General features: G+C 67.8%; 22 protein-coding genes. 4 read left to right on the forward strand and 18 right to left on the reverse strand.

The genetic code is table 11. The features are described from left to right. Positions 1–146 precede the first annotated feature (146 nt). Entirely contained in the window at positions 147–551 is a 405-nt protein-coding gene (locus DJ029_RS13405; protein WP_157966380.1) for a F0F1 ATP synthase subunit epsilon, read from the reverse strand. 504 nt (positions 552–1055) lie between these two features. Here DJ029_RS13405 and DJ029_RS13410 point away from each other — a divergent pair. Both DJ029_RS13410 and DJ029_RS13415 read left to right on the forward strand, forming a co-directional pair. Continuing rightward, entirely contained in the window at positions 1056–1319 is a 264-nt protein-coding gene (locus DJ029_RS13410) for a sll1863 family stress response protein (protein WP_112323001.1), read from the forward strand. 192 nt (positions 1320–1511) lie between these two features. Further along, positions 1512–4262 (forward strand): cation-translocating P-type ATPase, encoded by a 2751-nt coding sequence (locus DJ029_RS13415; protein ID WP_308861023.1) that lies wholly within the window; start codon positions 1512–1514, stop codon positions 4260–4262. 25 nt (positions 4263–4287) lie between these two features. Here the strand turns inward: DJ029_RS13415 and DJ029_RS13420 are convergent, their stop codons facing one another. Then, entirely contained in the window at positions 4288–5430 is a 1143-nt protein-coding gene (locus DJ029_RS13420; RefSeq protein ID WP_112323002.1) for an alpha-D-ribose 1-methylphosphonate 5-triphosphate diphosphatase, read from the reverse strand. A gap of 49 nt (positions 5431–5479) precedes the next feature. Here DJ029_RS13420 and DJ029_RS13425 point away from each other — a divergent pair, with 49 nt between their 5' ends. Further along, a complete protein-coding gene (locus tag DJ029_RS13425) occupies positions 5480–6151 on the forward strand; it encodes a DUF1045 domain-containing protein (protein WP_112323347.1) in 672 nt (223 codons plus the stop codon). On the opposite strand, the gene phnN is transcribed toward DJ029_RS13425, so the two are convergent. From phnN to phnG, 7 genes are read right to left on the reverse strand one after another with little or no spacing between them, the layout of a single operon-like run. After that, positions 6133–6678 carry a phosphonate metabolism protein/1,5-bisphosphokinase (PRPP-forming) PhnN gene (gene phnN, locus DJ029_RS13430; RefSeq protein ID WP_112323003.1) on the reverse strand — a complete coding sequence of 182 codons (546 nt, stop codon included), beginning with the start codon at positions 6676–6678 and terminating at the stop codon, positions 6133–6135. The genes DJ029_RS13425 and phnN overlap by 19 nt on opposite strands. Next, positions 6675–7358, reverse strand: a complete 684-nt coding sequence (gene phnL / locus DJ029_RS13435) for a phosphonate C-P lyase system protein PhnL (protein WP_112323004.1) — start codon at positions 7356–7358, stop codon at positions 6675–6677. The genes phnN and phnL overlap by 4 nt, the downstream gene beginning before the upstream one ends. Before the next feature lie 10 nt (positions 7359–7368). Then, entirely contained in the window at positions 7369–8139 is a 771-nt protein-coding gene (gene phnK, locus DJ029_RS13440) for a phosphonate C-P lyase system protein PhnK (RefSeq protein ID WP_112323005.1), read from the reverse strand. Next, positions 8136–8993 carry an alpha-D-ribose 1-methylphosphonate 5-phosphate C-P-lyase PhnJ gene (locus tag DJ029_RS13445; RefSeq protein WP_112323006.1) on the reverse strand — a complete coding sequence of 286 codons (858 nt, stop codon included), beginning with the start codon at positions 8991–8993 and terminating at the stop codon, positions 8136–8138. Before DJ029_RS13445 ends, phnK begins: the two co-directional genes overlap by 4 nt. Beyond that, positions 8990–10081, reverse strand: coding sequence for a carbon-phosphorus lyase complex subunit (locus DJ029_RS13450; RefSeq protein WP_112323007.1), 1092 nt, complete (start codon positions 10079–10081; stop codon positions 8990–8992). Before DJ029_RS13450 ends, DJ029_RS13445 begins: the two co-directional genes overlap by 4 nt. 1 nt (position 10082) lies before the next feature. Beyond that, entirely contained in the window at positions 10083–10646 is a 564-nt protein-coding gene (gene phnH, locus DJ029_RS13455; protein ID WP_112323008.1) for a phosphonate C-P lyase system protein PhnH, read from the reverse strand. Then, a complete protein-coding gene (gene phnG / locus DJ029_RS13460) occupies positions 10646–11101 on the reverse strand; it encodes a phosphonate C-P lyase system protein PhnG (RefSeq protein ID WP_112323009.1) in 456 nt (151 codons plus the stop codon). Before phnG ends, phnH begins: the two co-directional genes overlap by 1 nt. A 91-nt stretch (positions 11102–11192) precedes the next feature. Between phnG and phnF the strand changes: the two genes are divergently transcribed. Further along, the gene (phnF, locus tag DJ029_RS13465; RefSeq protein WP_112323010.1) at positions 11193–11915 is read left to right on the forward strand and encodes a phosphonate metabolism transcriptional regulator PhnF; all 723 of its coding nucleotides are present in this window, start codon (positions 11193–11195) and stop codon (positions 11913–11915) included. A 9-nt stretch (positions 11916–11924) separates the two neighbouring features. On the opposite strand, the gene phnE (DJ029_RS13470) is transcribed toward phnF, so the two are convergent. The 9 genes from phnE (DJ029_RS13470) to DJ029_RS13510 all read right to left on the reverse strand — a co-directional run bounded on the left by phnE (DJ029_RS13470) (position 11925) and on the right by DJ029_RS13510 (position 21401). After that, the gene (phnE, locus tag DJ029_RS13470; protein ID WP_112323011.1) at positions 11925–13241 is read right to left on the reverse strand and encodes a phosphonate ABC transporter, permease protein PhnE; all 1317 of its coding nucleotides are present in this window, start codon (positions 13239–13241) and stop codon (positions 11925–11927) included. Beyond that, on the reverse strand, positions 13238–14089 hold the full coding sequence (phnE, locus tag DJ029_RS13475) for a phosphonate ABC transporter, permease protein PhnE (protein ID WP_112323012.1): 852 nt from the start codon (positions 14087–14089) through the stop codon (positions 13238–13240). Before phnE (DJ029_RS13475) ends, phnE (DJ029_RS13470) begins: the two co-directional genes overlap by 4 nt. Positions 14090–14185: 96 nt before the next feature. After that, complete coding sequence (gene phnD, locus DJ029_RS13480) at positions 14186–15094, reverse strand: phosphonate ABC transporter substrate-binding protein (RefSeq protein WP_112323013.1); 909 nt, start codon at positions 15092–15094, stop codon at positions 14186–14188. Between the two features lie 33 nt (positions 15095–15127). Next, a complete protein-coding gene (gene phnC, locus DJ029_RS13485; protein ID WP_112323348.1) occupies positions 15128–15940 on the reverse strand; it encodes a phosphonate ABC transporter ATP-binding protein in 813 nt (270 codons plus the stop codon). A 123-nt stretch (positions 15941–16063) separates the two neighbouring features. Continuing rightward, the gene (locus tag DJ029_RS13490; RefSeq protein ID WP_112323014.1) at positions 16064–16783 is read right to left on the reverse strand and encodes an SDR family oxidoreductase; all 720 of its coding nucleotides are present in this window, start codon (positions 16781–16783) and stop codon (positions 16064–16066) included. A 10-nt stretch (positions 16784–16793) separates the two neighbouring features. Continuing rightward, the gene (locus DJ029_RS13495) at positions 16794–17675 is read right to left on the reverse strand and encodes a 2-oxo acid dehydrogenase subunit E2 (RefSeq protein WP_112323015.1); all 882 of its coding nucleotides are present in this window, start codon (positions 17673–17675) and stop codon (positions 16794–16796) included. Between the two features lie 9 nt (positions 17676–17684). Continuing rightward, complete coding sequence (locus DJ029_RS13500) at positions 17685–19109, reverse strand: NAD-dependent succinate-semialdehyde dehydrogenase (RefSeq protein ID WP_112323016.1); 1425 nt, start codon at positions 19107–19109, stop codon at positions 17685–17687. A 17-nt stretch (positions 19110–19126) separates the two neighbouring features. Beyond that, complete coding sequence (locus DJ029_RS13505) at positions 19127–20416, reverse strand: biotin/lipoyl-containing protein (protein ID WP_112323017.1); 1290 nt, start codon at positions 20414–20416, stop codon at positions 19127–19129. Then, positions 20406–21401 carry an alpha-ketoacid dehydrogenase subunit beta gene (locus DJ029_RS13510; RefSeq protein ID WP_112323018.1) on the reverse strand — a complete coding sequence of 332 codons (996 nt, stop codon included), beginning with the start codon at positions 21399–21401 and terminating at the stop codon, positions 20406–20408. Before DJ029_RS13510 ends, DJ029_RS13505 begins: the two co-directional genes overlap by 11 nt. Positions 21402–21405: the final 4 nt, after the last annotated feature.

A 21405-nucleotide genomic window follows, 5' to 3' on the forward strand; every position in this document is an offset into this window, starting at 1 on the left:
CGGTCGGGCCGGTTGTGGCCAGCTTTGCCGCCAGTCTCGGCGGGTTCGACGCGGCGCTGGCGTTGATGCTTTGCGCCGTCGCCGCGGGAGCTGATCGTTGCTGTGCTGCGCAGGGCCCAAGCGTATGCCCCAAGGGGCTCGTCCGCCTATCGTTCCACGCGTTCCAATTCGCGAAGGTGGCGTTCCATGCTTGCCTCCAGCCGGGCGAGGGCGGATCGCGCCCCGCGCTCCTCTTCGTCCTGTCGGCGGAAATCTGAGTCGAGCTGGCGGCGAAGATCCTCCAGCCGATCGCCAGCGATCGCGCCGCGCACGGCGACGGTCACGTCGCCCCCGAATTTCATCAACGCGCCGGAGTTCACCGCGACATGGTGGATCGCCTCGCCCCGCGCGCCGTCCGCCGCCGCGTAGCTCAGGATGCCGGGCACGAGTTGGGTCACGAAATCGCCATGCCGGGGCAGCAGCCCGAACTCTCCGTCGGGCGCCTCGGCGCGTAGAACCGCGACCTTCCTGTCAATGCAAGTCCGTGCCGGTGTGATTACCCTGAGTCGCATCCTTCCCCCTGTGCCTGAGTCCCTTTTGGGATGATCGCCGATCACGCCGACAAGCTCTTGACCTGTGTCAACGGACAGGGCTGGAAGGCGATCCGGCCGCCGTGACATCCGCACCTGCGCGTTAGGGGATCCGTAAGCAGTTCCCACGTAATCAGGCGGCGAAACCTCAGCCGGGCTGCTCGGCCCGTCGCGAGCGAAGGTGACACATATTGGCAGTTCTGTGCTTGAAGCTTTGGGCCCTGATCCTGATTTCCCCGGTTGTATATATGCGACGGCCCGCTCCGGCACAGGCGCACGACCCCATGGCGGCGGCCCCGGCTTTCTCGGGCCCGTTTGACAAATGACAATGCGGTTGCGGCATTTTCATCGGATATTTTCCCCCTGTGTGACCAGTGCACGGGGGATCGCGGTCCTGGGCGATGCCGGTGATCGCGCGCCTCGGCGGCCGCTGTTGCGCCCCGTGGCCCGAACATCGGATTCCCCACCCTTCAAGGAGATGTCAGGATGAGCGACAAGAGCACGTACCAGGTGCAACTGGAGGCCAGGCTCGACCGATTGCGGGCCGAGATCAGGGGGCTTGAAGCAAAGGCCCGGTCCGCAGGGGGCGAAACACGGGAGCGATGCGAACAGGACCTGAAGGTCCTGCGCGCCCGGCAGACGGGCGCGCGGGTGAAACTGGCCGACCTCTGCAAGGAGCAGGGCCGCACCTGGCAGGAGCTGCGGGCCAGTATCGCGGCCGCGCCGGGGGGACTTGGATCGGCCCTGTGACACGGACCGGGACCGCGCCGCCGGGGCGCGTTCCGCCCGTGATCCCCGCCGCCCAAATGGCGGAGGGGACGGCGACGTGAACACCGCCCCGCGCCGTTGCCGCGCCTGTTCCCTTGCGGGCAATCCCGTGGCAGGACTGTCGGGCGCAGGCTCGAAACCGGGCCCGCGCGCGGACAACGAACAGGAGTGAACGTGCCGGGCCAGCTTCCTGACAAGGCCTTCGCCATGCCGGTCGCCGAGGTCGCCGAAATCCTGGACAGCCCCCCCGCGACGGGCCTGAGCCCGGAGGAGGTGGGAAAGCGGCTGGCCGAATTCGGCCCCAACCGCCTGCGGCGTCAGGCCCGCAAGAGCGTGCTGGCGATCCTTGCCCACCAGTTCCGCAGCATCATCGTCTGGCTGCTCGGTGGGGCGGCGGCGCTGTCCTTTGCCTTCGGCGACCTGCCCGAGGGGTTCGCGATCATCGTCGTGCTCGCCCTCAACGGGGCGATCGGCTTCTTCACCGAACTGAAGGCGTCCCGCTCGATGGAGGCGTTGATCCGCATCGCCGAGGTACGCACCCGGGTGCGCCGGGCCGGGCAGGTGCACCAGATCGACGCCCATGAACTGGTGCCCGGCGACGTGGTGATCCTGGAGGCGGGCGATGTCGTCACCGCCGATCTTCGCCTGATCGCGGCGTCGAACCTCAACGCCGACGAGTCGGTCCTGACCGGGGAGTCCGCGCCAGTAACGAAAACCGGCGAGGAAACCGCCGGTGACGCCGCCCTCGGGGACCGCTCCAGCATGGTCTTCAAGGGCACCGCGATCACCCTTGGATCGGGCGAGGGGATGGTGGTCGCCACCGGCATGGCGACGGAGCTTGGCCGGATCAGCGACCTCGCCCAAGGAGCCGAGGCGGAGATCGCACCGCTCGAGCGGCGTCTGGACACGCTCGGCCATCGGCTGGTCTGGCTGACACTGGCACTCGCCGCGTTGACCATTGGGGCGGGAATCCTGCGCGGCCACGACATCGCCGCGATGATCCAGACCGGCGTCGCCCTTGCCGTGGCGGCGGTGCCCGAGGGGCTGCCCGTGGTGGCGACGCTCTGCCTGGCCCGCGGCATGTGGCGCATGAGCCGGCGCAACGCCCTGATAACGCAGCTTTCCTCGGTCGAGACGCTGGGCGCGACCACGGTGATCCTGACGGACAAGACCGGAACCCTGACCGAAAACAGGATGACGGTGGTCGGCTACATGCTGCAGGACCTCGATGTCGCGCTGGAACGTCATGGCGGCGATCTGCGGATCGGGTCGGGGCAGGACCTGCCCGACCCCGGGGCGGACGACCGCCTTCTGGCCGCGCTTCGGATCGGGGCCCTGTGCACCAACGCCGAGCTTGCCGCCGTATCGGGGGGCAGCCACACGGGCGACCCGATGGAGGTGGCGCTGCTCAGCGCCGCCCAACAGGCCGGCATGGCGCGATCCGACCTGGCCGAAGCCTATCCCGAGCGGCAGGAACACGCCTTCGATCCCGCGCTGAAGATGATGGCGACGGTGCACGACAGCGGGGACGGCTACCTTTACGCGATCAAGGGCGCCCCCGAGGCGGTGATCGACGCCTGTGACCAGGTGCTGGGCGCGGATGGTCCCGAGCCGATGGACGACCAGGCCCGCGCGGCCTGGCACGAACAGGGCGCACGGGCCGCGCAGGAAGGGTTGCGGGTCCTTGGCCTCGCCATGAAGCAGGCGCGCACGGCGGAAGATGCGCCGTATTGTGACCTGACCCTGATCGGGCTGGTCCGCCTGCGCGACCCGGTGCGCGCCGATGTGCCGGAGGCGATCGCCCAAAGCCGCGCGGCCGGTGTGCGGGTGATCATGCTGACCGGGGACCACGCCCGCACGGCGGAAACCATCGCGCGCGAGGCAGGGCTAGGGGATGGCGCGCTCAGCGTGCTGGAGGAGCGGGACCTCGCCGCGCTCGGCAGCGGGGCCTTGTCGCGTGCGGATCGCGACAGGATTCTGTCCGCCGATGTGTTCGCAAGGGTCGCACCGGAAACGAAGCTGGAGCTGGTGTCGCTGTTCCAGGACGCCGGCCATGTCGTCGCGATGACCGGCGACGGGGTGAACGACGCCCCGGCGCTGAAGAAGGCCGATATCGGCATCGCGATGGGGCAGAGGGGCACGCAGGTCGCGCAGGAGGCCGCCGACATGGTGCTGCGCGACGACGCTTTCGCGACCATCATCGCGGCGATGCGCCAGGGGCGGGTGATCTTCGACAACATCCGCAAGTTCGTCGTCTACCTGATGTCGTGCAACGTCAGCGAGGTGCTTGTCGTCGGGCTGGCGGTCGGCGCGGGGCTGCCCTCGCCACTGCTGCCGTTGCAGATCCTCTTTCTGAACCTGGTCACGGACGTCTTTCCCGCCTTCGCGCTGGGGCTTGGACAGGGGGATGACGGGGTCATGCGCAAGCCGCCGCGCGATCCCGCGCAGGCGATCGTGAACCGCCCACGCTGGGCGCTTATCGGCCTGCTTGGCGGGGCGATCACCTTGGCCACGCTGGGTGCCTTCGCGCTGGCGCTGTTCTGGCTGCGCCTTGAGCCGGAGGCGGCGGTCACGGTGGCGTTCCTGACGCTGGCGCTGGCGCAGTTGTGGAATGTCTTCAACCTGCGCGACCCGGCGGCGGGGCTGTTCGTGAACGAGGTGACGCGCAACCTCTATGTCTGGCTTGCGATCCTGCTATGCCTCGGCCTGCTGGCGCTCGCCCTGTGGCTGCCGCCGCTGTCCGCGTTGCTCGGCCTGCCGAGCCCCAGAGGGGCGGGGCTGGTGCTGGGCATGGCGGCCAGCCTGCTGCCGCTGATCCTGGGGCAGGTGTGGCTTTCCTGGATTGCCGCGGACTGGCTGGACCCGCCGCAAGACGCGGCGATGCCCGCAGGCCGGGGCGATCCGGCGGCGGACCCGCGCGCCTGAGCGGCGCGCGCTGGCGTTTGAGCGCTCAGGCCACCCGTGCGCCGCTGCTCCAGACGCCGCGCAGCACGGGCGTCTCACCGCTGAGCGCCACCCGGATGACATCCCCGCGCAAGCCGGGGTGCAGGCGGCCGCGATCGCTCAGCCCGCTGACCCGCGCCGGGGTCTGCGTCACGCAGGCCACCGCGCGGGGCAGGTCGCCCCACAGCGCCGCCAGCCGGAAGACGGACAACAGCAGCGCCGAGGGCACGTAGTCGGAGGACACGATATCCAGCAGCCCGGCCTCGGCCAGGTCCTGCGCCGCGACATTGCCCGAATGCGACCCGCCTCGGATCAGGTTCGGCGCGCCCATCATGACCGCGACGCCGTGCTCGCGGCAGGCCCGTGCCGCTTCCAGCGTCGTTGGGAACTCGGCGAAACCGACGCCGTTCGCCCGGGACGTGGCCACCTGTTCCGGCGTGGTGTCGTCATGGCTGGCCAGGACCGCGCCGAAGCGGCTCGCCTCGGCCACCGCGCCGGCCTCGTGCCGGGCGCCGTAGATGCGCCGCAGCTCCTTCAGGTTTGCCACGTGGTCGATGAACTCCGCTTCGTTCATGCCGCGCTTCTTCGCGACATAGACCTTCAGGGCCGTCAGGTCGCGGAACTGGCGCTGTCCGGGGGTGTGGTCCATCAGGCTGACGATGCCGACGCGGTCCTCGGGGCCGAACTGGGCCATTTCCTCAAGCAGCGTCTCGGAGCAGATTTCGGCGCGCAGGTGCAGGAAGTGGCTGATCTTGAACAGCCCCGCCGCGCGGGCCTGCAACAGCTCGTCCGCCAGCATGCGCGCATAGGCGTCGTAGCGCGCCTTGCAATCGTGGATCGAGCCGACGCGCAGCGCATCGAACACCGTGGTGATCCCGGTGGAGGCCAGTTCCGCGTCATGGGCGATCAGCGCGGGCAGGTGCGGCCAGTCGACCGAGGGGCGCGGCTCGATATGGCGTTCCAGGTTGTCGGTGTGCAACTCGACGAGGCCGGGCATGACGATATCGCCCTTGCAGTCGATGGCGCCGGGGGGAATTGCGTCGCCCTCTGCGATCTCGGTGATCTTGCCGCCGGCGATGGTGATCCGCCCGGACAGGACGCGATCGGCCAGGACCAGGCGGGCATTGGCAAGCTGAAGGCGATCTGACATGGAACCGTCATGCTTCTCTGCCAAAGGGGTCGGAACGAAGGGGGAGTTCATGTCATACACTCGTTTTGCGATCTACTACCTGCCGCCGGAAGGGCCCCTCGGGGCCTTCGGCGCGGCCTGGCTTGGGTGGGATGTGGCGCGGGGACGCCCCGCGGATCAGCTCGATGTGCCAGACATCGGTGACGTCACGATGACACCGCGCAAATATGGTTTTCACGCCACGCTGAAGCCGCCGTTCAAACTGGCCGCGGGCCAGGACGAAGGCGCGCTGGCGGCGGCGGTCGCGGCCATGGCCGCCGACTGCCCGCCGGTGCGCTGCGACGGTTTGCAGCTGAGCAATATCGGCCGTTTCCTGGCGCTGACCCCGTCGGGGGATTGCGCCGCGCTGACCCGCCTGGCGGAGGCCTGCGTGCGCGAGCTTGACGCTTTCCGCGCCCCGCCCGCCCCGCAGGAGTTGCAGCGTCGACGCGACGCCGGGCTGAACGCGCGGCAGGAAGAGCTGCTGACGCGCTGGGGCTACCCCTACGTGATGGAGGAGTTCCGCTTCCACATGACCCTGACCGGCAGCCTGGAGCAGGGCGACCTGACCCGCTGGCGTGACACGCTGGCCGCCCGCCTGCCGGCTTTGCCCGAGCCCTTCTATCTGGACGCGGTCGCGCTGGTCGGGGAACGTTCGGACGGGATGTTCGAACTTATCCAACGCTACGTCCTTTCGGGCTGAAGCGCGTCCAGCGCGTCGCTGACCGCCGCGTCGAGCGCGCCGTCGTTCGTGATGGTGATGACGTCTAGCCCGGCGGGCAGGGGTTTTGCCGCCTGCGCCAGCCGTCTGGCGATGTCCTCATCGCTTTCGCGGCCCCGGGCCGCCAGGCGCTCGGCCAGCACCCCGGGCGAGGCGGTGATGTTCAGCACCACGAGGCGGGGAAAGGCCTGCGCCGCGCGGGGCAAGGCGCTGCGCGACAGGTTGGCCATGCTGTCCGCCCCGCCCCGGACCTGTTCAAGAACCTCCGCCGGGATGCCGTAGTGAAGGCCATGCGCGCCCCAGTGCAGGCAGAAGGCGCCATTTTCAGCGTTCTGCCGGAACGCCTCTGGCGTGACGGCGCGGTGGTCCTCTCCGCCCGGTTCAGGGGGGCGGGTGATGACCCGGCGTACCCGTGTGATCCAAGGTGCGCGCGCGGCAATCCCGGCCATGACGCTGTCCTTGCCCACGCCGGAGGGGCCGACGACGGCGATCAACCGCCCGCCGCTCATGCCGCGCGCCCCGGGGTAAAATCCCCGACATTGATCATCCGGTCGCAGACCCGTTCGCGGGCGGCCTCGTCATGGAAAATGCCGATGATCGCCGCGCCGCGCGCCTTCGCCTGCTCGATCAGGGTGAGGACGACGTCGCGGTTGGTTGCATCCAGGCTTGCCGTCGGTTCATCGAGCAGCATGGCGGGATAGGCGTGCGCGAAACCGCGCGCGATGTTCACCCGCTGCTGCTCGCCCCCCGAAAAGGTGGTGGGCGAAAGGGACCAGAGCGGTTCCGGGATGTTCAGTTGCGCCAGAAGTTCGCGGGCGCGCGCCTCGGCCTCGTCGCGTGCGACGCCAATGGCGCGCAGCGGTTCGGCCACCACCTCCAACGTGGGCACGCGGGGAACGACGCGCAGGAACTGGCTGACGTAGCCCATTACGTCGCGGCGGATGCGGATCACCTCGCGCGGTTCGGCTTGCACAAGGTCGATGCCACCCACCCGGATCGCGCCGCCCTGCGCCCTGTAGTTGCCGTAGATCATGCGCATCAGCGATGACTTGCCGGACCCCGACGCGCCGGTCAGCGCCACGCACTCGCCTGGGGCGACGCGCAGGGAAACATCGTTCAGCACCTCGATCACCGCGCCGCCCTGGTTGTGCAGCGTGAAGGTCTTGGAGACGTTGTTGAGTTCGATCATGGCCGGACCCTCAGACTTGCAGCACGGAGCTGACGAGAAGTTGCGTATAGGCGTGTTGCGGATCGTCGAGCACCTGGTCGGTCAGCCCCGCTTCCACCACATGCCCCGATTTCATGACCATCAGCCGGTCCGCCAAAAGGCGCACGACCGCAAGGTCATGGGTGACGATGATGGCGCTCAGCCCCATGTCCCGTACCAGCCCGCGCAGCAGGTCCAGCAGGCGCGCCTGCACGCTGACGTCAAGGCCCCCGGTTGGCTCGTCCATGAAGACAAGGCGCGGGCCGGTCACCAGGTTGCGCGCGATTTGCAGGCGCTGCTGCATCCCGCCGGAAAAGGTGGTGGGCCGGTCGTCGACGCGCCCGGCGTCGATTTCGACCCGGTCCAGCCAGTCCAGCGCCTTGTGGCGGATGTCGCCGTAGTGGCGCGCGCCGACGGCCATCAGCCGTTCGCCCACGTTGCCGCCCGCGCTGACACCCATGCGCAGCCCGTCACGGGCGTGCTGGTGGACAAAGGCCCAGTCCGTCCGCCCGAGCATCCGGCGTTCCGGCTCGGACATGGTGAGCGTGTCGCGCGGCCCCTCGGCGCGGGTGTCGAAGATCACCCGCCCCGCGTCCGGGCTCAGGTGCCCGGCCATGCAGTTCAGCAGCGTGGACTTGCCAGAGCCGGACTCGCCCACGATGCCCATCACCTCGCCGGGGTATAGGTCGAAGGAGACATCCGTGCAGCCGATCTGCGCGCCGTAGCGTTTGGCAACGCCCTGTACAGAAAGCAGCGGTGTCATGCGGCATCCTTTCCACGATGGCTCTGGCGCTGCCGGGACTCGCAATAATCGGTGTCGGAGCAGACGAACATCCGCCCCCCGGCGTCATCGACGATAACTTCGTCAAGGTAGCTGTCGCCCGCCCCGCACAGCCCGCAGGGGTGGTCGGCTTTCGTCGCCTCGAAGGGGTGATCCTCGAAGTCGAGACTCGTCACGCGGGTATAGGGCGGCAGGGCATAGATGCGCTGCTCACGCCCCGCGCCGAACAGCTGGATCGCGGGGCAATCGTTCAGCTTGGGGTTGTCGAACTTCGGAATGGGCGAGGGGTCCATGACATAGCGCGCCTCCACCTTCACCGGGTAGGCGTAGGAGGTGGCGATATGCCCGTGGCGCGAGATATCCTCGTAGAGCTTCACATGCATCAGGCCGTATTCCTCCAGGCTATGCATCTTGCGCGTCTCGCTTTCGCGCGGCTCAAGAAAGCGCAACGGCTCGGGGATCGGCACCTGGTAGACCAGGATCTGCCCCTCGCCCAGGGGCGCTTCGGGGATCCGGTGGCGGGTCTGGATGACCGTCGCTTCCTCGGTCGCGGTGGTGGTTTCCACGCCCGCGGTGCGCTGAAAGAAGCTGCGGATCGACACGGCGTTCGTCGTGTCGTCGGCCCCCTGGTCGATCACCTTGAAGCGGTCTTCGGGCGTCAGGACCGCGGCGGAAACCTGCACCCCGCCGGTGCCCCAGCCGTAGGGCATGGGCATTTCGCGGCTGGCAAACGGCACCTGGTAGCCGGGCACCGCCAGCCCCTTCAGGATGGCGCGGCGGATCATCCGCTTGGTCTGCTCGTCGAGATAGGCGAAGTTGTAGCTGTCCCCGGTCATGAGGTGCCTCCGGCATGGCTTTGGTCCGCGCCCGCTTCCCGGCGGAGCTTGCGCACGAGTTCGAGTTCGGACTGGAAATCGACGTAATGGGGCAGCTTGATATGTTCGAGGAAGCCCGTCGCCTGGATATTGTCGCAGTGATAAAGCACGAATTCCGCGTCCTGCGCAGGCGCACCGGCGTCGTCCTCGCCCAGTTCCTTCCAGCGCAGCGCCCGGTCCACCAGTGCCATGGAGATGGCCTTGCGCTCGGTCTGGCCGAACACCAGCCCGTAGCCACGGGTGAACTGTGGCGGCTCGGACTTCGAGCCGGTGAACTGGTTGACGGTTTCGCATTCGGTCAGGCTGATCTCTCCGATCTCGATCGCAAAGCCGAGTTCGGGGATCTCCATCTCGACCGGGACGGTGCCGATGCGAAGCTCGCCCACGAAGGCGTGGTTGCGCCCGTAGCCCCGCTGCGTGGAATAGGCAAGCGACAGGGTGAACCCCTCGTCCGCGCGGGTCAGCGCCTGAAGGCGCAGGGGGCGCTCGGCGGGCATTTCCAGCGGCTCACGGGTCAGATCGGGGGGCGGCGTGTCGTCCTGCGGGGCTTCCTCGATCAGGCCCTCTCGGTTCAGGAAGCCGGTCACATGGGGCACGGGGGCGGTCGTAGCCTCGCGCTCCGGCGCGGGCGGAACCTCGCCATCGGCGGCCAGTTTGAAGTCCAGCAGGCGGTGCGTGTAGTCGAAGGTCGGCCCCAGCACCTGCCCGCCGGGCACATCCTTGAACGTGGCTGAGATGCGCCGGTCACAGGCCATCGCGCCCGTGTCCACTGCTTCGGAACAACCGAAACGGGGCAGGGTGGTGCGATAGGCGCGGATCAGGAAGATCGCCTCGATCAGGTCGCCGCGCGCCTGCTTGATCGCCAGCGCCGCCAGGTCCTGGTCATAGAGCGAGCCTTCGGCCATGACGCGGTTGACGGACAGGCTCAGCTGTTCGCGGATCTGCGCGATGTCCAGTTCGGCGACGCCGGTGTCGCCACGGCGTTCCTCGGCCAGCCAGGCGTGGGCGTTCTCGATGGCGCGTTCGCCACCCTTTACGGCAACATACATCTCAGAGCACCTCGGTGGAGCGGGGCAGCGCGGCGATGCGCGCGCCACTGGTGAAGATGAAATCAAGGCCCAGCGGGAACAGCGCGGCATTGGCCTGGAACGCGGCGGTTTCGGGCAGGGACAGGGCGGCGCTGTCCTTGATGCCGGGGCCCTTCAGGGTGACTCCCTCGGCCGCAAGCTCCGGGGTTTCCACGATCAGGGTCGCGGATCTGTCGGGGTATTCGGACGTGCCGACGGGATAGGCGTCAAGCGGTGCCAGCGCGTCCCAGTTGCCAAGCGCGAACATGCACGACTGCGGCCCTGTCAGCGGCGCGCCGGTGTGAAAGCTGACCCAGGCGCGCACGGCCTCGCAATCCAGCGCACCCGCGAGGTAGAGCGGCGTGTCAGTGTCACAAAGTGTCAGCAGCACAGCCCCGGCGGCGCGGGACAGGGGGGCGGGCGGTTCCGCGCCCGCGATGTCGTGGATCGTGCCGGGGCGCGCCATGGCTTCCATCACGCTGCGAAAGGCGTGGGCGGCCTGTTCTGCTGGGGCGGTGAAGCCCCCTTCAAGCGTTTGCGTCTGCATCAGTCCTCCCCCCGCACCATGGTAAAGAAATCGACCTTGGTCGCCGCGGCCTTGGCGGCGCGCGCCTGTTTGGCCGCTGCTTGCTCTGCTGCCAGTGGCTCAAGCACGCTGGCGCGCAGATCCGCGCCCGCATGCGTCTGCATCAGCGCATCGATCAGCGCCGCGGCTTCGGCACAGGCCTTGCGGCGGCCCTGGATATAGGCATGGCCCACCGCGCCGCCCGATAGCTTCAGCGCGCAGCGCGTCACCGTCATTTCCCCGAGGTTGAACGGCGCGCCGGTCCCCCCGGCACGCCCGCGCACCATCACGCTGCCGATTTCCGGCGCGCGCAGCCAGGTGAAGCCCGGGCGCGTCAGCGCGGCGTCCAGCAGGGCGGCGGCGCGCCCCTCGGGCGCCTTGGCCAGCAGCCCCATCCAGCACTTGCGCTCTGCGTTCGTGTCGATTGTGTCTTCCATCTAGACAACTCAACCCTTTCCTATACAACTATACAGATATTAGCGCTGCGGCGCCGATTCCCCCAGCACAGACTTGTGAAAGTTGCATGACATGAGCCCGTCCCGACAAAGCCGAACGCCGGTCTGGCTGGCGATTGCAGGCACGCTTCGTGCGGATATCTCGGAAGGGCGCTACCTGCCGGGCGACAGGCTGCCGACGGAGGCGGCCTTGGCCGAGCGGTTCGGCGTCAACCGGCACACCGTGCGCCACGCGATTTCAAAGCTCGTGGACGAGGGGTTGGTCCGCAGCCGGCGCGGGGCGGGCTCCTTCGTGGCAGCGACCACCACCGATTACCCGATCGGGGAGCGCGTGCGCTTTCACGAGAACCTGCTCGCCGCCGGCCGCCGCCCCGAACGCCGCGTGCTGCTGATCGAGCGGCGCGCCTCCACCGGCGGAGAGGCGCGCGCGCTCGACATCGCCAGCGGCGCGCCGGTGTGCAGCTATCACGGCCTGTCCCTGGCGGACGGTCAGCCGATCGCGGTGTTCGAGAGCCTGTTTCCGCTCGACCGGCTCGCCGGGATCGAGGCGGCCCTGCTTGAGAACAACGGCGTGACCGCCGCGCTGGCTGCAGTGGGTGTGGCAGATTACACCCGTGCGTCCACAAGGCTGACGGCGGTGTCCGCGAATGCGACCCAGGCGTTGCACCTGCACATTCGCGAAGGGGATCCGCTGCTGAAATCCACGGGCCTCAACGTTGACGGGACCGAGCGGCCCGTCGAATACGGGCGCACCTTTTTCGCGGGCGACCGGGTGACTCTGACGCTGGGGCGGTAGCCTTCCGCCTCAGCCGTCCTTCCTGCCGATCAGCCGCCCGCGCAGCCAGCCCGAGAACCAGTCCATCGCCATCACCATGCCCACGATGAGGATGATGTAGTAGGCGACCTCTTCCCAGTCCTTCTGGGTCTGGATCGCCTGCGTCAGCATCAGCCCGATGCCGCCGCCGGTGATCGCCCCGATGATGGTGGCAGAGCGGGTGTTGGATTCCAGGAAGTAGAGGATCTGCGCCAGCAGCACCGGCACCACCTGCGGGATCACCCCGAAGCGATAGCGTTGCAGTGGTTTCGCTCCGGTGGAACTGACGCCCTCGATCTGCTTTCCGTCTACGTTCTCAAGCGCTTCGGAAAAGATCTTGCCAAAGGTGCCGGTGTCGGTGATCAGGATCGCAAGCGCCCCGGTCAGCGGGCCAGGGCCGAAGGCGCGCGCCAGGACGACCGTCCAGATCAGCGCATCCACGCCGCGCAGGAAGTCGAACAGACGCCGGGTCGCCCCGCGCAGCAGCGCAAAGGGGGCAAAGCGTTTCGCTGCCATGAAGGCCATCGGCAGCGCGATGATCGCCGCGCCCATGGTCCCGAGGAACGCCATCAGGATCGTTTCCCCGATCGCCCAGACCACGTCCTTGTGGCGCCACATCGGGTTGTTCCACCAGTCCTGCACGGCCCCGGAGATATTGGCGCGGGTGGGGTCGATGCGCGCGCCGAACAGAATCTCGGTCAGCGAGTGGCCGTGGTAGGGGCTTTCGAAGGTAAACCAGAACAGCTCCCAGCCGGGGAAGTAATTGAACACCTCTGTCTTGGAGCCGGTGATGGTGACGCGCCCCTCGGGGGAGGTGATCGCCACCCGCCGGTCCGAGGCGGAGATCCAGTCAGGCACATTCGCGCCGAGGTTGGTCGTCACCTGCCGCCCCACGGCCTGCGCCTCGATCAGGCCGAAGCCGGGCACCTGCACCTCGGTGCGGTTGTCAGGCAACAACCGCACGAGGGTGTCCGAGCCGAGGTCCACGGTCAGGATATCCTCGCCCGTCACCCAGCCGGGGCGCTGGCCCTCGGGGTAGGCGCCCTTGCGCTCACCCTCGACGGCGTAGTCCATGGCCCCGGTGCGGTTCGAGCGGGTAACATGCACCTTGTAGGACCAGCTGTCCGAGGCCAGCGTCACCGCGTTGTCCCAGTTCGCCCGTTGCGCCAGGCCCGCAATGTTGAACGCCACGAAGATATAGGCGAAATACCCAAGGATCAGCGCGGGCACGGCAACGGCGGCAAGGCGCTTGCGCCGGAACAGCTGGTCTGCGTGCGCCTTGGTCAGGCTTAGGTCTGCGGCGGTCATTGGCCGTATCCTTCGGTCAGGCGGTTGCGGTAGCGGCTGGACAGCTGGTCAAAGGCAACGATGGTGCCAAACAGCAGGATGAAGATCGCCGCCGCCTCGCCAAAGCGCCCCGGTCCCCAAGCCATGGCGTTGCGCAGCTCGTAGCCAAGGCCGCCCGCGCCCACGAAGCCAAGGATGGCAGAGGCGCGGATATTGATCTCGAACCGCAGCAGGGCATAGCTGATGTAGTTCGGCGCGACCTGCGGCACCACGCCAAGCCACATGCGCTGCGCCCATGTCGCCCCGGTGGACGCAAGCCCCTCGACCGGCTTCAGGTCCGCGTTCTCGGCCACCTCGGAAAACATCTTGCCTAGCGCACCGGCGGTGTGGATCGCGATGGCGATCATCGCGGGCACCGGCCCGCCGCCAAGGACGAAGATCAGCATCAGCGCTATCACGATCTCGGGGATCGCGCGCATCAGGTCCATGACCCGGCGAAACACCGGGATCAGGCGCGGCCAGCGCGCCAGCCCGCGCGTCGCCAGCAGCGACAGCACCAGACCGGCGGTGGCCCCGATCAGCGTGGAAACCGCGGCGATGTTTACCGTCTCGATCAGCGCGGGAAAGAACTTCACCATCAGGCCGGGCAGGGCGGCGCGCTTTTCCCAGGCTTCCGACAGAACGTCGGCGGGGTAGTCCCCGATGTTCCCAAGGCCGTCCCAGAAGCCGCCCGCGTTGCGCCCATCGGCGATGTTGAACCCCGAGACCATCAGCAGAACGAAGATCAGCAACGTCAGCCCGCCGTACAACCGGCGGCGGCGCACCTGCGCCATGTAGCTTGTTTGGATGCTGTCCACAGTCTTGGGCATCTCACCTGCCCCGAGCGTCGCGTGCGTCACGTCCTGACCCCTGAAATGGCTCCGGCAGCCCCGTTGTTGGGGCTGCCGGACAAGCGTTGCAGTGAGTTAGCCGCCGATCTTGGCCCGGCGCGCCTCGATCACCGAGGTGTAGGTGTCGTGGGTCACCGGCTGGAAGCCCAGCGTTTCGCCAGCGGCCACGCCGTAGGCGCAGTCCGCGTCACGCTCGTGCAGGCCGTCGACCAGCTCGGTCATCGTCGCCTTCACGTCCTCGGGCAGGGCCGTGCGCAGCACGATCGGGCCTTCGGGGATGACCTTGGATTTCCAGATCTCGACCAGCTCGTTCATGTCGATCAGACCCGCGTCCACCGCCTTGCGCAGCGCACCGGAGTTGTAGCCGTCTTCCCAGTTGCCCTGGCCGTCGGCCCAGGTCACGCCGGCGTCGATGTCGCCGTTGAACACCGCGATGATGGTCTGTTCGTGGCCGCCGGTGAACTTCACCTCACCAAAGTAGTCGCCCGTCTCCATGCTCGCGCCGGTGGCCTGGGGGATCTCGATCGAAGGGATCAGGTAGCCCGAGGTGGAGTTCGGATCGCCAAAGCCGAAGACCTTGTCCTGCATGTCCTCAAGCGACGCGATGCCGCTATCGGTGCGCGCGAAGCCGATGGAGTGATAGCCGATGGAGCCGTCGATGTTGACCTTGACCAGCACCGGCTCGACCACTTCGGGGTCTTGCAGGTAGGTGGCGGCGTAGGCGGAGGCGCCCAGCCAGGCCATGTCGATGGTGCCGCCCAGCAGGCCCTGGATCACGCCGTTGTAGTCGGCGGGCGCGAACAGCTTCACCTCGACGCCAAGGGCGTCCTCGGCGTATTCCTGAAGGCAGCTGTAGCTGTTCATGCGGTCCTGGGCGTTTTCGCCGCCAAGGATACCGATGCGGAATTCGCTGATGTCCTGGGCGAATGCGGCCGGGCTGAGCGCGGTCGTCGCGGCCAGCGCAAGGGCGAGGGTCGTCTTCATGGAAGGATCTCCGTCTCTGAAGTTGTGGGAAGGTCAGGCGGGCATGCGAACGGGGGCGTTCGCGCGGTCGAGCGTCTCGATCTCGGTGGAGGTGGCGGCCTCGGAAAAATCGTCTCCCGCGCCGTAGATGTCGCGCGCGGCCCCGGTGGTCAGCTGTTCGGGGGTGCCGTCAAAGACGATCCGCCCGTCGCGCATGCCGATCACCCGGTCGCAATAGCGCCGCGCGGTGTCCAGCGTGTGCAGGTTCGCGATCACCATGCGCCCGTCTTCCTCGTGAATGCGGCGCAGCGCCTCCATCACGATCTGGGCGTTCATCGGGTCGAGCGAGGCGATGGGCTCGTCCGCCAGGATCACCGCCGGGTCCTGCATCAGCGCCCGCGCGATGGCCACGCGTTGCTGTTGTCCGCCCGACAGTGCCTCGGCCCGTTTCGGGGCCTGTTCGGCGATACCGAGGCGGTCCAGGATCTCGATCGCGCGGTGAATGTCATCCTGCGGGTAGAGGTTGAACATCGTGGACAGGGTCGAGCGGCGGTTCAAAAGCCCGTGCAGCACGTTGGACACCACGTCCATTCGCGGCACCAGGTTGAACTGCTGGAAGATCATCGCGCAGCGGGATTGCCATTGGCGGCGGGCAGCGCCCCTGAGGGTCGTGATTTCCGTCCCCTCGAACCGGATGGAGCCTTCGGAGGCGTCGCTGAGGCGGTTCAGCATCCGCAGCAGCGTGGATTTCCCCGCGCCCGAGCGTCCGATGATGCCGATCATCATCGGGCGTTCCACCGTGAAGCTTGCCGCGTCTACTGCCGTCTTGTCGCCAAATCGCTTGGTGACCGCGTTGAGTTCGAGCATCGTCATCCCCTCGTTTCGGGGGATCACCTACGGGGGCACTGCCAAGCTTTTGCTATGGTTTTGAATCGGATCGCTGAAGGTTTTGAGACGGAACCGTGACGCGGCCCATGGTCGGGCGCTGGCCTAGAAACCGCCCCAGCCGCCATCGACCGCCAGAACCGTGCCGTGAATGGCCGAGGCCGCGTCGCTGGCAAGGAACACGACCGGCGCGGCGATTTCCTCGGGGCGCAGCCAGCGCCCGAGGGGGACGCGGGCCATCAATTGCGCCTCGCGCTCGGGGTCCGCTTGCAGGGCGGCGGTGTTGTCCGTGGCGACATAGCCGGGCGCGATGGCGTTCACGTTGACGCCGTGGGCGGCCCATTCGTTGGCGAAACTGCGCGTCAGGTTGGCGATGGCCGCCTTTGACGCCGCATAGCCGGGCACGAAGCGCCCGCCCTGAAAGCTGAGCACCGAGGCAACGTTGATGATCTTGCCGCTGCCGCGCGCGACCATCTCTGCGCCGAATGCGCGGCTCAGCAGGAACGGCGCGTCAAGGTTCACGGCCATCACCGCGTCCCAATCCTCGGTCGAATGTTCGGCCACGGGGGCGCGGCGGATGATCCCGGCATTGTTCACGAGGATGTCGATGCGCCTGTCCTTGAGGTCCGCGATCAACGCCGCGATCCGGTCCCTATCCGACAGGTCGCAGTTCAGTGGGGTGATGCCGGGCGGGGGCGCGTCCTCGATCCTGGTGCCAAGGCCGATCACCTCGGCCCCCGCACGGGACAGTGCGGTGGCGATGGCCGCCCCGATGCCCCGGCTGGCCCCGGTGACAAGGGCGGTCTGTCCGCTCAGATCGGTCATGCGGTCCTCCTCAGATCAGCATGTTGCGAGGTTCGCCGATCAGTGAGGTATAGCGTGCCATGAAGCGCGCCGCATCCGCGCCGTTGATCACGCGGTGATCATAGGACAGGTCCAGTGGCACCATGGGCACGGGGCGGGGGGTATCGCCGTCCCAGAGCGTGACCGTTTCGGTGCGCGTGATGCCCAGGATCGCCACCTCCGGCGGGTTGACGATGGGCGTGAAGGCGCTGCCCCCGATCCCGCCGAGGTTGGTGATCGTCATCGACGCGCCGCCCATCTCGTCCGGGCCGATCTTGCGCGCCTGCGCACGGGCGGCGAGGTCAGCGATTTCCCCGGCGATCTGCCAAAGGCCCTTCCGGTCGGCGTTTCGGATCACCGGCACCATCAGGCCATGGGCGGTATCCACCGCGATGCCGACATGCACGTAGTCCTTCAGGATCAGCGTTTCGCCGCTTTCCGACAGCGAGGCGTTGAAGCGTGGAAAGTCCCGCAGGCAGCGGGCAAGGGCGGCGACGTGAACCGCCAACGCTGTCAGCTTGATGCCGCGCGCCTGCGCCTCCGGGCTCAGGGATTTGCGGAACGCCTCGATCGCGGTGACATCGGCGCGGTCATGATGCGTCACGGCGGGGATCAGAGATTGCGCGGCGGCCAGGTTACGGGCCGCGACCTGCGCGAAGCGGCTCATCGGTTCCTCGCTGACGGGGCCGTACTGGCTGTGATCCACCTGCCAGAAGGACGTGTCCCCGGAAGCGGCGGGTGCGGTGGTGGCGCTGCCCTCCAGATCCTCGGGGCCGATGGTCTGGCGGCCGAGGCGCTGGGCGAGGGTTTCGATCTCGATCCCCTTTTCGCGGGCCATGCGGCGGGTGGCGGGGCTGGCGATGATGTCGGACATGATCCCCCCTTACCAGCTGGCCGAGATGTACTGGGTTTCCATGAACTCCAGCATCCCCTCATGCCCGCCTTCGCGGCCAAGCCCGGATTGCTTGGTGCCGCCGAAGGGCGCGGCGGGGTCGCTGACAAGGCCACGGTTCAGCCCGACCATGCCGTAGTCCAGCCGCTCGCAAACCTGGAGGGCGCGCTTGAAATCCCCGGAAAAGACATAGGCGACAAGCCCGTATTCGGTGTCGTTGGCACGCCGGATCACCTCCTCCGTGTCCGCGAAGGTCTGGATCGCGGCGACGGGGCCGAAGATCTCGTCATGGACGCAATCCGCAGTCTCGGGCACGTTCGACAGCACTGTGGGTGGATAGTAGAAGCCGGTGCCACTGGGCGTTTCGCCGCCGCACTCGATCTTTGCCCCCTTGGCCACGGCGTCGGCCACGAACTCCGCCACCTTGTCGCGGGTTTGGGCATTCACCAGCGGGCCGACGTCCACCGACGGGTCGGTGCCATCGCCCATCTTCAGCGCAGCCATGGCCGTTGTCAGGCGCTGGGTGAACTCATCGGCGATGTCCTGGTGCACGTAGATGCGGTTCGCGGCGGTGCAGGCCTCGCCCAGGTTGCGCATCTTGGCCAGCATGGTGCCCTCGACCGCCAGGTCGATATCGGAATCCTCCAGCACGACGACGGGGGCGTTGCCGCCCAGCTCCATCGCCGGTTTCAGCACCTGGTCGGCGGCGGATTTCAGCAGCTTGCGCCCGACCCCGGTGGAGCCGGTGAAGCTGACGACACGCACCCGCGGATCATGCAGCATGTGATCCACCAGCGCGCCCGTCTTCTTCGAGGGCAGGACGTTGACCAGCCCCTTCGGCACTCCGGCTTCCTCCAGCAGGGGCATCAGCGCGAGCATGGTCAGCGGCGTTTCCGAGGCAGGCTTGATGATCACTCCACACCCGGCAGCCAGCGCCGGGGCGATCTTTCTTGTGCCCATGGCAGCGGGGTAGTTCCAGGGCGTCACCAGCACCGCCAGCCCGGCGGGCTTATGCTGCACCACGATCCGCGCGCCCGAGGCAGGGGCGTGGGTGATCAGCCCGTCTGCGCGCACCGCTTCCTCGGCAAACCAGCGGAAGAACTCGGCGGCGTAGGCGGCCTCGCCCCGCGCATCCGTCCCGGCCTTGCCGTTTTCCAGCGTGATCAGGTGGGCGAAGTCGTCCAGGCGTGCGGTCATCAGCTCCCACGCGCGGCGCAGCACTTCCGAGCGGTGGCGCGGGGTCTGTGCGGCCCAGTCCGCCATGGCCCGTTCGGCTGCGTCGAGCGCGGCATCCGCATCCGAAATATCGGCCGAGGCGACAGAGGCGAGCACCGCTTCCGTGGCGGGGTTGATGACGTCAAAGCGCTCGGCCGTCTTGTGCCACGCGCCGTCGATGTAAAGGTCGGTAAAGTCCATGTCGGTCCCCCGGTATGTCAAAGCAGGTGGCGGAGCGGCTGCTCCATCCGGCCTGCGAAATTCGAAAGAAGCGCCAGCGCGTCGCTGGCGGGCAGCTGGTCGGCGGCGCATTCAAGGGTGATAGTCAGCCCCGCGCCGCGCCGCTTCAGGGTGAGGACGGGTGTGTCCTCCGGCCCCATTTGCACGGTGTTCACGGGGGAATGACGCAGATCGCGCAGGCGCAGTGCCGGTTCGGCATCGGTTTTTTCGGTGTCCCCCAAGCGGGCGCGGGCGGCAAAGCTGCGGCTGGCGCCGAAGCTTTCCACCGCGACCACGTGATCGCCGCCCATGCTGGCCGCCGCCAGCCCGGCCAGCAGCGCGGCCGGGTCGGTCAGACCGGCGGTCTGCGCGGCCCAATCGGCAAATTCGTCAAAGCCATCGGCGGCGGTTTCCGCCGTCAGGTGCCGCGCGGGCAGGGCGGCGGTGGCCGCGCCGCCGGTGGCCGCCGCGGGAAGGGCTTTCAGCGTTTCAAGGTCCCTCACGTGGAAGGGCTGCGGATGGCCCGCCTGCACAAGCCGGTTCAGGTCCAGCCCCTGTTCCATCGCCAATCGCCGCGCCTTGGGCGAAGCAAGGATGCGCCCGCCCGCCGCGACCGGAGCAGGTGAAGGGGCCTTCGCCGGTGCCGGGGCGGTGTCTTTCCCGGCGGGTGCAGCGGCCGCTGGGGCCGCAGCGGGCCTGGCCTTGGCCGAGCGTGCCACCGGGCTTTCCGGCTTTTCGGCGCTGATGATCGCCACGGCGTCGCCCACGGGCACCTCTTCGCCCGCCTCGGCCAGCGTTGCCGCCAAGTAGCCGTCCGCGCCTGCGGGCACCTCCATCGTGCTCTTGTCCGTCTCCACCTCGAACAGCACGTCGTCGGCGGCAATCGCGTCGCCGGGCTGTTTCTGCCAGCCGACGATCAACCCGCTGTCCTGCGCCATGCCAAGCTGGGGCATGGTGATGGTCTTGCCTTTGGGCAGATCGTCGGATGTGTCCGACATCGCAGTCGCTTCGGTGGTTTCGGGCGCAGCGGGCGCTGGCGCATCGTCCTCGGCGCTGTCCGAGATCCGCGCGATCACCGCGCCGACCGGCACGTCGTCGCCCTCTGCCGCGCTGATGGCCGTCAGGAACCCGTCGGTCTGGGCCTCCACCTCCATCGTCGCCTTGTCGGTTTCCACCTCGAACAGGGCATCGCCCTTGCGTACCGGATCGCCCTGCGCCTTCAGCCAGGACACGATGCGCCCCGCGTCCTGTGCCATGCCAAGCTGGGGCATCGTCACGTCATGCGGCATGGATCATCTCCCCCGCGCACAGCTTGCGGGCGGTTTCGGCCACGCGCTCGGGAGTGGGCACGGTGATATCCTCAAGCGCGGGCGAGAAGGGCACGGGCACATCCAACGCCCCCATGCGCACCACTGGCGCATCCAGGTGATAGAAGGCCCCCTCGTTCAGCCGCGACGCGATTTCCGAGGTGACGCCGTAGCTCTGGTGCCCCTCGTCGATGACAATCGCGCGGGAGGTCTTCTTCACGCTCTTCAGCAGCGTTTCCTCGTCCAGCGGCACGATGGTGCGCGGGTCGATGACCTCGGCGCTGATGCCCTCGGCCGCAAGCGTTTCGGCAGCCTTTTCAGCCACCTGCACCATCGAGGAGGTGGCGATCAGCGTGATGTCGGACCCCTCGCGCTTGATGTTCGCCACGCCGAAGGGGATCAGGTACTCCTCTTCCGGCACGGGGGCCTTGTCCTGGTACATCAGCTTGTCTTCGAAGATGACGACAGGGTTGTTGTCGCGGATCGCGGTCTTCATCAGGCCCTTCGCCTCGTAGGCGGAGGAGGGCATCGCCACCTTCAGCCCCGGAATATGGGCCACAAGCGCCTGAAGCGACTGGGAATGCTGCGCGGCCGAGCGGCGCGTCGCGCCCATGTTTGTGCGCAACACCATTGGCACGTTCAGCTTACCGCCGGACATGTAGTGGATCTTGGCCGCCTGGTTGCAGAGCTGGTCCATGACCAGGAAGATGAAATCGCCGAACATCAGGTCCACGATGGGCCGCGCGCCGGTCATCGCGGCGCCCACGGCGATGCCGGTGAAGCCCGGCTCGGCGATGGGCGTGTCGATGACGCGCTCGGTACCGAACTCCTCGACCAGGCCGGACAGCACCTTGAAGGGGGTGCCCGCCTCGGCCACGTCCTCGCCCAGGATGAAGGTGGTGGGATCGCGGCGCATTTCCTCTGCCAGGGCTTCGTTGACGGCCTGGGATAGGGTGATCTCTCGCATCGTG

Source organism: Oceanibium sediminis, assembly GCF_003265325.1.
Taxonomy (GTDB): domain Bacteria; phylum Pseudomonadota; class Alphaproteobacteria; order Rhodobacterales; family Rhodobacteraceae; genus Halovulum; species Halovulum sediminis.

Excerpts from the sequence above, each read along its gene's own strand:
- DJ029_RS13425 (WP_112323347.1), top strand. The coding sequence starts at position 5,480 with ATGTCATACACTCGTTTTGCGATCTACTACCTGCCGCCGGAAGGGCCC.
- phnL (WP_112323004.1), bottom strand. The coding sequence starts at position 7,358 with ATGATCGAACTCAACAACGTCTCCAAGACCTTCACGCTGCACAACCAG.
- phnE (WP_112323012.1), bottom strand. The coding sequence starts at position 14,089 with ATGCCCAAGACTGTGGACAGCATCCAAACAAGCTACATGGCGCAGGTG.
- DJ029_RS13405 (WP_157966380.1), bottom strand. The coding sequence starts at position 551 with ATGCGACTCAGGGTAATCACACCGGCACGGACTTGCATTGACAGGAAG.
- phnN (WP_112323003.1), bottom strand. The coding sequence starts at position 6,678 with ATGAGCGGCGGGCGGTTGATCGCCGTCGTCGGCCCCTCCGGCGTGGGC.
- DJ029_RS13505 (WP_112323017.1), bottom strand. The coding sequence starts at position 20,416 with ATGCCGCATGACGTGACGATGCCCCAGCTTGGCATGGCACAGGACGCG.
- phnF (WP_112323010.1), top strand. The coding sequence starts at position 11,193 with ATGAGCCCGTCCCGACAAAGCCGAACGCCGGTCTGGCTGGCGATTGCA.
- phnK (WP_112323005.1), bottom strand. The coding sequence starts at position 8,139 with ATGACACCGCTGCTTTCTGTACAGGGCGTTGCCAAACGCTACGGCGCG.
- DJ029_RS13410 (WP_112323001.1), top strand. The coding sequence starts at position 1,056 with ATGAGCGACAAGAGCACGTACCAGGTGCAACTGGAGGCCAGGCTCGAC.
- DJ029_RS13445 (WP_112323006.1), bottom strand. The coding sequence starts at position 8,993 with ATGACCGGGGACAGCTACAACTTCGCCTATCTCGACGAGCAGACCAAG.
- DJ029_RS13500 (WP_112323016.1), bottom strand. The coding sequence starts at position 19,109 with ATGGACTTTACCGACCTTTACATCGACGGCGCGTGGCACAAGACGGCC.
- phnG (WP_112323009.1), bottom strand. The coding sequence starts at position 11,101 with ATGGAAGACACAATCGACACGAACGCAGAGCGCAAGTGCTGGATGGGG.
- DJ029_RS13495 (WP_112323015.1), bottom strand. The coding sequence starts at position 17,675 with ATGTCCGACATCATCGCCAGCCCCGCCACCCGCCGCATGGCCCGCGAA.
- phnD (WP_112323013.1), bottom strand. The coding sequence starts at position 15,094 with ATGAAGACGACCCTCGCCCTTGCGCTGGCCGCGACGACCGCGCTCAGC.
- DJ029_RS13490 (WP_112323014.1), bottom strand. The coding sequence starts at position 16,783 with ATGACCGATCTGAGCGGACAGACCGCCCTTGTCACCGGGGCCAGCCGG.
- DJ029_RS13510 (WP_112323018.1), bottom strand. The coding sequence starts at position 21,401 with ATGCGAGAGATCACCCTATCCCAGGCCGTCAACGAAGCCCTGGCAGAG.
- DJ029_RS13450 (WP_112323007.1), bottom strand. The coding sequence starts at position 10,081 with ATGTATGTTGCCGTAAAGGGTGGCGAACGCGCCATCGAGAACGCCCAC.
- DJ029_RS13420 (WP_112323002.1), bottom strand. The coding sequence starts at position 5,430 with ATGTCAGATCGCCTTCAGCTTGCCAATGCCCGCCTGGTCCTGGCCGAT.
- phnH (WP_112323008.1), bottom strand. The coding sequence starts at position 10,646 with ATGCAGACGCAAACGCTTGAAGGGGGCTTCACCGCCCCAGCAGAACAG.
- phnC (WP_112323348.1), bottom strand. The coding sequence starts at position 15,940 with ATGCTCGAACTCAACGCGGTCACCAAGCGATTTGGCGACAAGACGGCA.
- phnE (WP_112323011.1), bottom strand. The coding sequence starts at position 13,241 with ATGACCGCCGCAGACCTAAGCCTGACCAAGGCGCACGCAGACCAGCTG.